The sequence below is a fragment of the Pseudarthrobacter sp. lyk4-40-TYG-27 genome (assembly GCF_030209295.1).
Classification (GTDB): Bacteria; Actinomycetota; Actinomycetes; order Actinomycetales; family Micrococcaceae; genus Arthrobacter.
This window is the reverse complement of the sequence record NZ_JARVSH010000015.1, coordinates 51603-61785: the sequence shown is the minus strand read 5'-3', so window position 1 is coordinate 61785 and position 10183 is coordinate 51603. Positions and strand designations below refer to the sequence as shown.

8 protein-coding genes are annotated in these 10183 nt (G+C 61.6%); 4 read left to right on the top strand and 4 right to left on the bottom strand.

The annotated features are described in order from the left end of the window. Positions 1–538 precede the first annotated feature (538 nt). Positions 539–1738 (top strand): IS30 family transposase, encoded by a 1200-nt coding sequence (locus tag QRM96_RS20010; RefSeq protein ID WP_285320713.1) that lies wholly within the window; start codon positions 539–541, stop codon positions 1736–1738. Positions 1739–1793: 55 nt separating this feature from the next. On the opposite strand, the gene QRM96_RS20005 is transcribed toward QRM96_RS20010, so the two are convergent. Beyond that, on the bottom strand, positions 1794–2030 hold the full coding sequence (locus tag QRM96_RS20005) for a hypothetical protein (protein WP_285320712.1): 237 nt from the start codon (positions 2028–2030) through the stop codon (positions 1794–1796). A 438-nt stretch (positions 2031–2468) separates the two neighbouring features. Between QRM96_RS20005 and QRM96_RS20000 the strand changes: the two genes are divergently transcribed. After that, positions 2469–3821 (top strand): ParB/RepB/Spo0J family partition protein, encoded by a 1353-nt coding sequence (locus tag QRM96_RS20000; protein WP_285320711.1) that lies wholly within the window; start codon positions 2469–2471, stop codon positions 3819–3821. A gap of 346 nt (positions 3822–4167) precedes the next feature. Here the strand turns inward: QRM96_RS20000 and QRM96_RS19995 are convergent, their stop codons facing one another. The 3 genes from QRM96_RS19995 to QRM96_RS19985 form a co-directional block, all read right to left on the bottom strand. After that, a complete protein-coding gene (locus QRM96_RS19995) occupies positions 4168–4395 on the bottom strand; it encodes a DUF2188 domain-containing protein (protein WP_285320710.1) in 228 nt (75 codons plus the stop codon). 72 nt (positions 4396–4467) lie between these two features. Next, positions 4468–5088, bottom strand: coding sequence for a helicase associated domain-containing protein (locus tag QRM96_RS19990; RefSeq protein ID WP_285320709.1), 621 nt, complete (start codon positions 5086–5088; stop codon positions 4468–4470). A gap of 693 nt (positions 5089–5781) precedes the next feature. After that, positions 5782–7191, bottom strand: a complete 1410-nt coding sequence (locus QRM96_RS19985) for a hypothetical protein (RefSeq protein WP_285320708.1) — start codon at positions 7189–7191, stop codon at positions 5782–5784. A gap of 525 nt (positions 7192–7716) precedes the next feature. On the opposite strand from QRM96_RS19985, the gene QRM96_RS19980 reads away from it, so the two are divergent. Then, positions 7717–8292 carry a recombinase family protein gene (locus tag QRM96_RS19980; RefSeq protein ID WP_285320707.1) on the top strand — a complete coding sequence of 192 codons (576 nt, stop codon included), beginning with the start codon at positions 7717–7719 and terminating at the stop codon, positions 8290–8292. Positions 8293–8810: 518 nt separating this feature from the next. Next, positions 8811–10103 carry a hypothetical protein gene (locus QRM96_RS19975; RefSeq protein WP_285320706.1) on the top strand — a complete coding sequence of 431 codons (1293 nt, stop codon included), beginning with the start codon at positions 8811–8813 and terminating at the stop codon, positions 10101–10103. The last annotated feature ends 80 nt before the right edge of the window (positions 10104–10183 follow it).

The following is a 10183-nucleotide window of genomic DNA, read 5'->3' as shown; positions in this document are numbered from 1 at the left end:
GACGGAAGAATCAACTAAATGCCAACCGCGGATCCACCGAAAATCGGACAGTCCCAAAAACCACGAAGGGCCGGCACATTGCGGGTTGTAGCGGTCGTTGCAACACCCAGAATTTTTGGGAGTTGCAACGACCGTGTCGTCTTTAACGGAGGAAGTTGTCGGGCGGAGGAAGTACACGCCTGAGCAGAAGGCTCTGTTCTTCCTTGTGTTGGACCGCTGTGGGAGTGTGAGCGCGGCCGCGGCGGAGCTCGGCTTCAACCAGATGACGTGCTACCAGTGGGTGAGTAAATCACGGCTCCCGGAGCGGGTCCCACGGGACCGTGAATCTGGCCAGCGGAAATACACCCCTGCCCAAAAGGCTGAGTTCTTCGTGGTGTTCGACCGGCTCAAGAGCACGACGCATGCCGCACGGGAGTTGGGATTGAACCTGGCAACATGTGCCGGCTGGGTCCGTAAAGCCGGGCTGAAAAGCCATGGGAAAACCGGGACGGGTCCGCACCCGGGCCGGGATGAGTACTTCCGGCTGCGCAAGACCGGCGTGAGTCGGCGGAAAGCCGCCGCGGCGGTCGGGATACATCTGCGGACCGCCGAAGAGTGGGACCAAGGAATCCGGAAATCCAGCGGGCGACGCATTTACCCTGACGGCCGGGTGGTCGACTACAAACGTGGTGTGACCACCATGACCCCTCCCGGCGGCGGCGTGGCCGGAACGACACCGGTCCCGGTATCGGCCTTGGAGAAACGCATCGACCCGCGATACCTCGACGTCAAGGAACGGGAGCTGATCCGGGACCTGCACGCAGCCGGGTCCTCGATCAGGGCGATCGCCCGCGCCCTGGGACGATCGCCTTCAACGATCAGCCGCGAGCTAGCCAGAAATGCCGACCCGAGGATGGGCTACCTGCCGCACGGGGCTCACCGGAAGGCCGCGGCCCGGCGGACCCGGCCCAAAAAAGCCAAACTCGCCGCTGAGTCAACGCTGCGTGAGTATGTGAAAGACAAGCTGCTCCTACGCTGGTCTCCGGAACAGATCAGCAACACGCTGGTCGAAGAGTTCCCCGACAACCCGGAGATGCGCGTGAGCCCAGAGACGATCTATCAAGCCCTCTACCTCCAAGCCAGAGGCGGACTCAAACGCGAGATACAGGCAGCCCTGCGCACCGGCCGGACCCGCCGAAAACCCCACACCACCGGGGAACAACGCACTCCCCGGTTCGTGGACCCCATGATCATGATTTCCGAGCGGCCGCCCGAAATCGAGGACCGCGCGGTGCCCGGCCATTGGGAGGGCGACCTGATCACCGGCGCCCACAACCAATCGGCAATCGCGACCTTGGTCGAGCGCACCACCCGCTACGTCATGCTCGTCCACCTTCAGGACGACCACACCGCTGAAACTGTCCGTGACGGCCTCATCAAGACCATGTCCGCCTTGCCGGAGCACCTGCGAGGTTCACTGACCTGGGATCAGGGAGCGGAAATGGCAGGACACAGATCGTTCACCCTCGCCACAGACATGCAGGTCTACTTCTGCGACCCCGCCAGCCCGTGGCAACGCGGATCCAACGAGAACACCAACGGACTGCTGCGACAGTACTTCCCCAAAGGAACCGATCTGTCCGTCTACGGACCCGAAGACCTCGAACACGTCGCCCAGGAACTCAACGGCCGCCCACGCAAAACGCTCGGCTGGAAGACCCCAGCCGAGCGCTTACGTGATTTACTACTAACCACCTAACCAACAGGTGTTGCAACGACCCCTAGAAACCGCCCATCAACGTGCTGGCCCTTCGTCATGTCCGCCGCGCCAGCATCCACAGGATCACAGCCGCGAGGCCGTTGAGGAACACGATAAAGAGGTCACCGGCAGCAGGCCGGCTCACAACAAGATCCACGCCCACCAGCACCACCGACCCGACGGCGGCGACGGTGAACACCACAACCAGGACCCGGCGGAACCGTCGTGACTTCCATGCGCAGGCGCGTCGAGCCTCGTTGCCGTGGCCAAGGTGTGGAGCTGGGTCGCTCATGCACCACCCTACTCAGGGAAAATGTGCATGCTCGCAGGGCTCGCACTGGTTTCCGCTGCGCTTCAACCAGTTGGTGGGCGTCCGCTTCGCGGCCGGCTGTTGGGTCCAGGGCGTGCCGTCGCAGAGCTCCGGACCCCCTGAACCTGGTGTGTCTACGACGTTTTTTGGCTGCTGTCCTTCGGATTGTACGTGCCCGCTCCGGCCCCTCTAGCCCCTCCTTCGTCGGGGCCTGCGGCCCGGAAATTCTTCTCCGGCGCTCCTTCGTCGCTGATTTCCTCCGAAGATTTTCCGTGCCTTGCCCTGCGGGTAGACGGGCCTGCACGGGCACAGCTCCGCAAGCTTCGCCAGCAGCCAAAAAACAACGGGGAGAGAGGGGAGCTGGCCGGTCACCATTGGTTGCCCCACCCACCCAACTTCTCGGCAAGAAGGAGCAACACCATGAACGCAACACCCACGCTTGAAATGCTCGACCCGGCAACCCTGACCGTGGACATCAACGTCCGCAAGGACGCCGCCCTGACGGCTGACTTCGTCGCCAGCATCAAGGAACACGGCGTGATGGAACCGGTGATCGCGCACCGTAAGGACGACGACACCGTCCACGTCCTGATGGGCCAGCGCCGCACCCGGGCCGCCGTCGAAGCCGAACGGCCCTTCATCCCGGTCCTGATCATCGACTCGCCCGAGGAAGCCGAGCGCATCGTCACGCAGGTCGTGGAGAACATCCAGCGCGCCGAACTGACCGAAGCGGACGAAGCTGACGCCTACCACCAGCTGTCACTGATCGGCGTCCCGGCGGCCGCGATCGCCAAGAAGACCGGCAGGACCAAGGACAAGGTTGAAAACGCGCTCAAAGCCAAGGCATCCACCACTGGCACCAAGGCCCTCGAGAGCGGCTACACCCTCGACATGGCCTTGGTGATGACCGAGTTTGAAGGGGACCAGGACGCCATCGAGGAACTGGAATCCGTGATCCGGGACGAACCGCAGTACTTCGACCACATCGCCCAGAAGCTCCGCGATGACCGAGAATCCAAGGCCCAGCTCTCGGCCCTGATCGAAGAACTGGTCGCCCAGGGCAAGGCCGTCGTCGAAGACGCCGGGCACTACGCCGACGAGGAGAACCTGTATGTCTCAGCGGCCAAACGCCCGGACGGGGAACCGGCCACCGACGAGGACGCCAACGCCTACGTCATCAGCACCAATTACCGGGGCGAGCATTCTGCCCAGCCGGTCATCAGCGACTGGAAGGAATTGGGCTTCAGCCCCAAGTACGAGCGCTACAACGGCGGGACGCAGGCCCAGAAGGGTCCGATGACTGATGAGCAGAAGGCCGAGCGGAAAACCCTGATCGCCAACAACAAGGCCATGGAATCAGCGACCAAGGTCCGCCGCGAGTTCGTCAAAGCCCTGCTGGCCAGGAAGCAGGCACCCAAAGGTTGGCAGTACTTCACCGTCCACGCCATCACCCACCACTCCGAAACCGCCAGCGGATACGACGGAAAGGTCGCTGCCGAAATGGTCGGGGCAAAGGTCGAAGAAACCAACCGCTGGGGCTGGAACCCGCTGCGGGACCACGTCGCCAAAACCGAGGCACGGCCCGAGTTCTCCCTGATCGCGCTGGTGTGCGCAGGGTATGAGAAGACCATCGCCAAAGACTCGTGGCGGTCCCCGAGCCAGACCCATCGGGACTACCTGAACCAGCTGGTCACATGGGGATACACCCCCAGCGAAGTCGAAAGCATCATCATCGACGGGCAGAAACCAGCCGAGGACGACGCGGCCGCATAAATACCCTTGCCGGGCGGAAGCCCCGCCCGGCAAGGACCCCGGCGGCCACTCACCCCGTCAGGGCCAGGAACCTGCCAGAAGTCGGGCGGTCCGCCGCCCAGGGCGAACCACAGCAGCCAATCACCAGCGGCGGACCGCCGATCAACGCACCCATCCCCACACCACCACGGTGCCGCGCGCCCAGGAACAACGACGCCCACCTGGACCGCTGCAGGCACCACCCACAACATTCAGCTAGGCTGAATCCGTAGATTTCCTTTGCCGAGGAGAACGCAGAAGGGCAGGCTCTTTTGAGCCGGCCCTTCTTTGTGTCTCCAGGCCACCGCGGGCCATTGACGGGTAGCAATCAGCCCGGGACGTTCCGGGGATCGTGGCCGTAGCTGTTCTTCTCCCCGATCTGGCCGTCCTGGTTCTTGATGACGTGCTCGACCTTGTCCGCTTTCGCGGCGTCGCGGCCGGCGGCCAGCGCTTCGTCCTTGGTGCCGTAGCCGGCACCGAGCGCGCGGTCAGTGCCTTCGCGCTTGTTCTTCCACTGGCCGTCTTCGTAGTACGTCTCGATATCACCCTGAGCCATGGCACGCTCCCTTTGCCGTTTGGTTCCAAGACACCTGCTGCGCAAGCGACACCAAACTAATAGAAAGCATGCTTAGTTTTCAAACGGGGGAGGTTTTTGGCGGCCGCCCCGTCGGGGCCGGCCCTGCCGCCAGCCCGGCAACTCGGCGTCCAGCCTTGCCTGCCTGGCCGGGGCCAGTGTGCCTTGGCGGTAGGTGATTCTTTGGCCGTGGATCCACACCCCAAGGACACGCTCCTGCTCGGTACCGGCCTTCTTATGCAGTGGCCAGTCCCTGCCCTCGGCCCGGTAGGCGATGAGTTCGCCCAGACGCTGATTCCACAGCGCTTCGCGTCTTTCTTTCTGCCGGCGCGGCGCGTCCCAGCCCGGGATTTCCCCGAGCCGCGCTTTGACAGTGGGGGAGAGGGTGCCGTTGTCGGCGTCCTGGCGCCTGCGCCCAATCCAGGTGCTCAGGGCGCGTTCCCGCGCGGACTTCGCCCGTGGACTGGGCAGCCGGCCTTCGGACCGATACAGGGCAATAATGTCCTCGAGGTTTTGCAGGCTCCGGCTGTCCATCTTCGCCGGCGGGCGCGGCACCGCACGTCGATGCTCGGCCCGGAGGGACGGTTCTTCCCGGGCAGCGATCTGCAGGTGATACCGGACCGTAGACTCCGCGGCCGCCGACAACGAAGCGATCCTGGAAGCAGGCAGGCCCATCCGATACATCTGCACCCACTCCGCATCCGGTGCAGAACGCCGCGCCCCGCCCATACGTCACCCCCCGATTCCCCTGCCCGGACCTCCGGCCCTCACACGCCTCATCGTTAGGCTACCCACAGCCGGGCACCCCGCCCGGCCGGATACCTTCCCCATGGTCCACCACCGACGCCTCCGGGTGAACAGAAATACCATGCGAGACATTCCTCCAGCCGGGACGACACCTATTCACATCGCCCATTGCCCAAGGACCCGTACGTCACCACAGCCGACACGAACCGTCCACGGCGCATGGGGGCTTCCGCCGTGGGAGCCTGCGGGGATCACCACAGTCGCCAGCGGCAGGACTTGCCATCCGTAATGTCATTTTCCGAACTCGTCTGCGCGAACTGCCTTGATGTTCCGGGAGATGTGCAGTCGAGTATGGACATCTGGTTTCCGAAGTCCTCTGCACAAAGCTTCACTTTGATCGGGACTCGCCTGCACAGAATGTCATTGGATGGCGTTTCAAGGTGTGCTTGCTCTCTAGATGGTGGACCAGGAGACGCCAGCCCGATTAGGGATCGCCTACCGGATCCGAAATCCAGCGCGGCGCGACTGACGAGTCGATCCCGCATGAGTTGGCGCTGTTCACTGAGGACCGCGTTGTCGACGCGAGTTGGCGATGATGGTTAGCCGCAGCCTGCCTCTGCCTCACAAATATCCTGACAGCCGCACGTTGGACACATATCGAAGCGCGGTTGAAGCAGCTTGGGCCCGGCGCTTCCTGCTGCGGAGCAACCAGCCGAGGCCCGATCTGACAGCCGCGGAGCCACCAGGGAACGGAACCCCAACCGCTTTCATGCCTACTCCAAACGCAAGCCCGGTGGCGACCGGCAAGCCGTGGCCCAGCATCCAGTTCCGCGACCTCTCTCTTCGAATGATGTCCTCAGCGTCCGCGAATGTTACCCGAGCGGCCGAGCTTAGCCGGCTGGCGTACTCATTTGCCGTCTCCCCTTCTCCAGAATCGCCTACGCGATTGATGGTCTCGTGCAGAGCACTGCGAACCACAGCGAAAACTTCGTCGGTGCCTCGCATACTGAGTGCGTCTGCCAGCGTGAGATGCATGATCGGAAGCTCGAGCTTGAAAGCGTGCGATGACTCCGCCTGCTGGCGGGTCGCTAGGGTGAAGAAGTCTTCTACCGCGGCGGACGGCGCGGGCGTGAGGCCGTTGAGGGCAGTGTAGTCGTCGAACGCAATGGAACGACGCAGTCGAGGGACCCCTTCCTCAGGTTTCAGCTCCGGGAAGATCACTGATGCGACGGCCTCCCAGCGTGCCTCTGCAGTGAAGTAATAGTCCAGGTCCGACATTAGTGTGAGCACACTGAAGGTACCGGGAATATCTCTTCCAAGATCGTCATGGTCTAACCCCCATCCTCCTGGGAAGGCTTCCTGCAACTTGCTACGTGTTGTCGGGTTCACGAATAGCCGGTTCATTTCGATCGTGGTCTCTGCCGGCGGCCGGACCAGCTGCACGACCCCTAGATCGATGGCTTCACGAAGCGGTGCGAGTCCCGACAGCAACTGAACTAATGCGTCCGCCGGAGATGTTGCATCCCTGAACCAAGCAGTGCCATGGCGCCATTCGCCTCGATCATCGAGCGACCCCACCCATGCCCATACCGGATCTGCAACGACCACAGTCCGAGCGAGCAGAAGGAGCTGCGACAATCCCGATCGAGCCGACAGCGGCAGCTTGTGATCCAAAAGGAGCGTCTCGGATGCGAGTTCACTATGGAGGCGCTGGCGAACCTCTTCCTCGAGCGGCTGCTCCGTCCAGGTGCTGAACGAAGGCATGCCTCGATCACGCGCCGCCTCCCGGAAAGCCACCAGGTGCTCCATAGGCGCACTCTTCACCCTGCCGAGCAACTCTCCGTCGAGGCGTTCCCCGAAGTACTCCTCGATTAATGAGATGCCGCTCGTTACGTGCCCAGAAGTACCCACAAGTGGATCGTAGCGCCTGTCAATTCCGTGAACGAGATGAGCCGCGATGGTGCCCGTTTTTTGGGTGCCCAGATCAGTGTCGGCGCTGCGGGCGGCGATCTGGAGGTATGCCGCCGTCACGGGCTCCGATGGATCAGCCGGATGAAATCGTGGCCGGTTGACCGTCGATCCTCTGCCGGGCGGCTGGAGAGTTGCGTGCTTTGCGGGCACAGGAAGCCCGTCAACGCCGATTCCGCGATGCCCGTACACATTCCCGAGGGGCTGGGACAACTGCCCGAGATAAGAGAAGGGGCGAGCTGCGGTGGCGCTATTGAAAGCAATGAACGGGTCCCGCGAGACATGGGATGATCCCTCCGAGGACGCCCTGTTTTTCCTGCTGGAGGACATCGAGCAAAGGACGCAAGCAATTTCTGGTCATCGAGGCGCGTAGCTGACACAACCCGCCAGACGTATATCCAGTCCATCCGCAATGGCGCTGGAGAGTTTGTAGTGGAGTTCCGCGACGGTAGCCCCGACCAGCACTTCGGCACCGTGGTCGCTGACATGCGCGCAGCTCATGACCTCATTACGTCATGGTCTCTTGGCAGCAACTAAAGGTATGGCCGACCAGCGAGCAGTAGCTGCCCGTAAGCCGGTCGATCAGCTATGACGGGAATGAAGATCGGCTACGCCCGCGTCTCGACAACGGGTCAGGACCTAACGGCCCAACGAAATGCCCTCCTCGCCTTGGGCGTCGATGAGAAGCAGATCTACGTGGACCAAGGACTGACTGGAACGAATAGAGTTCGTCCAGGGCTGCGCGAAGCTATGGCAGCGTGCCGCGCAGGTGACACTCTCGTGGTGACCAAACTGGACCGGCTCGCACGCTCCCTTTCCGATGCCAGGGACGTAGCAGACGAACTGACGGTCAAAGGGGTAGTCCTCAGTCTCGGCGGCAGCACGCATGATCCAACTGACCCCGTGGGCCGGCTGCTGTTCAACGTCCTGGGAATGGTGGCCGAGTTCGAGGCGGACCTGTTCCGGATGCGCACCCGTGAGGGAATGGCGGTTGCTAAGGCGAAGGGGCGGTTGAAAGGAAAGCAGCCTAAGTTGTCCAAGACGCAGCGGAAGCATCTTTTCATGCTGCACGACGCCGGGGAGCACACGCAGGCGGAACTCGCAGAGCTGTTCGGGGTATCCAGGACCACGGTGTACCGCGAACTCCAACGACGGTCCTCATAAGTGCGGGCTGTGCAGAGGACTTTGGACATTTGTGCAGACGACTTCGGAAAATGACATCCATTGTTGTTTTCAGGAGCTGATTGCACAACTGCCCGCTGAATTCCGGGCTTTGTGAAGTCGGGTTGTGATCAGAGGCTGCCCGCTACCCCTGTGCATAAGTGCCCCTTTGCTCTCCACTCGTGTTCACAAGTCGCCTACGTCGACTCGCCCGCCGAACGCGAAGGATCCTTCATCAGACACCCACGATTCTCCAATGGATAGGCCGCCCGCCCCAGGTATCGCTGTCCGGAGATAATCAGACAAAGTTGCAGAACTCGCTGGTTAGCTTTTTGACCTCCGGTGGTCAAATGGCCGACAGGAGGGAGCAAATCTTAAGTGCTTGGCGCGATTCGGATTGAGATGGCAACACGAGCCATCACTGGAACAATCAATGGATGTGGCCTAACTTTCAAGTCCAAGGTGACCTTCGACGGGGCGGCGATGCCTTTCAATTTAAAACCGATTGGCCTGATCTTCGAATGGTCATCGATCCAGAGCTCTCCTGCGATCACAGAATAATGCAGTACTTCGCCTTTCTGCGACGCAACAGCAAGGACGTGAAAGTTCTAACTCGGGTTCTCGAAGGCTCGCCCTCTATGGTGGGGGATTACCAGGTAGTCCCTCCCAATGATGCGTCGGCGGAAGGGCAACATGCGGGGGTGCGCGAAAGGACGGCGACTGGCCTAACTAATCGCGCGATGTTCTATGCGAGGAACAACTCAACTGCCGCATTCAAGTGGGCCAAGGCGGCCGGTTTGGATCCGGACGAAGCGCGGGATCGGCAGCTTGACGTCGAAGCTGCCGTCGCCCTAAAGGCCGACATATACGTCACCGACAGCAGGTTCGCGCTCACCCAGAAACTCACGGGAGACGTTTTCGCGTGCTCTCCTAGCGAGGCGATGGCAATCGTTGGACTCCACCAGCGCCTTCGGGGCCGCATCCTTGTCGACACCGGATTGTTCCCTGAGACTCTCGGTCTACCAGAAGCCGAGTATGTGCAAGCTTGGGCACTACTTCCGAATACTCTCGATCTCTTTGCCAGACGCGTGCCTCCACCCGCCGATCCAACGCGGTGGAAGGATCTCGTCAGAGTTGCGCGCGTTAGGCTGGAACGATGTCTCCGGGCTCGCGACCAGATCCTGGTCCAGAGTATCCATCCCACCTTGAGCTTCCCGTTCGACGCCAACGACGCACTCGTGGAACGGATCTCGCTGAATCTTTCGGCCATGTTTGACGCACTGGCCCGAGCGATCAACGCCGTCAGCCCCATCGAATCAGACGAGACCAAATGCTCGTTCACCAACGACCGTTTTAGGGCGCGCCTTCCTGCGTCGGTTAAGGCCGCGGTTGCAACATCAGACAGCCTTGCACTGCTCCGCGCCATGAGCATTCTCCGCAATACGATCCATCACATTGCCTTGTCGCACGCAGCAGAATCCGACGGGTCAGGGAAGGTCAGCGAAAATTATGTCGTTCTTCCCACATCGGAGGCCACGAAGTTTCGCCAGCACGCAGCAACCCTCCGGAAGACGCCACAATGGATTGCCAAGGATTTTGACGAGTACGGTCTAATTCTGAAGCCGGTGTCGCTCATAGAAGACCTGGTGACACAATCTGTTCAGCTATTCGAGACAGTCGTGTCGACAGCAGACTGGCCCGGAACAATAGATGAAGACCTTCGGGTGCGATCAGACGATCCGGTCGAGTGGTGGATGTACTACTCACCGACTGTCGGCCTCGTATCGAGTCTTTACGGCCTGGAATCCGGTTGACCCGGGCCTTCCGGTGAAATGGTTGCCAGCTTCCTCCTGGCGGACTTCGCGTCCTCTAGGCCGCGGTTCTGTCCGTCCGT

Coding starts and splice junctions, on each gene's coding strand:
- QRM96_RS19980 (WP_285320707.1), top strand. CDS start 7,717: ATGACGGGAATGAAGATCGGCTACGCCCGCGTCTCGACAACGGGTCAG.
- QRM96_RS19990 (WP_285320709.1), bottom strand. CDS start 5,088: ATGGGCCTGCCTGCTTCCAGGATCGCTTCGTTGTCGGCGGCCGCGGAG.
- QRM96_RS19995 (WP_285320710.1), bottom strand. CDS start 4,395: ATGGCTCAGGGTGATATCGAGACGTACTACGAAGACGGCCAGTGGAAG.
- QRM96_RS19975 (WP_285320706.1), top strand. CDS start 8,811: ATGGTCATCGATCCAGAGCTCTCCTGCGATCACAGAATAATGCAGTAC.
- QRM96_RS20005 (WP_285320712.1), bottom strand. CDS start 2,030: ATGAGCGACCCAGCTCCACACCTTGGCCACGGCAACGAGGCTCGACGC.
- QRM96_RS20000 (WP_285320711.1), top strand. CDS start 2,469: ATGAACGCAACACCCACGCTTGAAATGCTCGACCCGGCAACCCTGACC.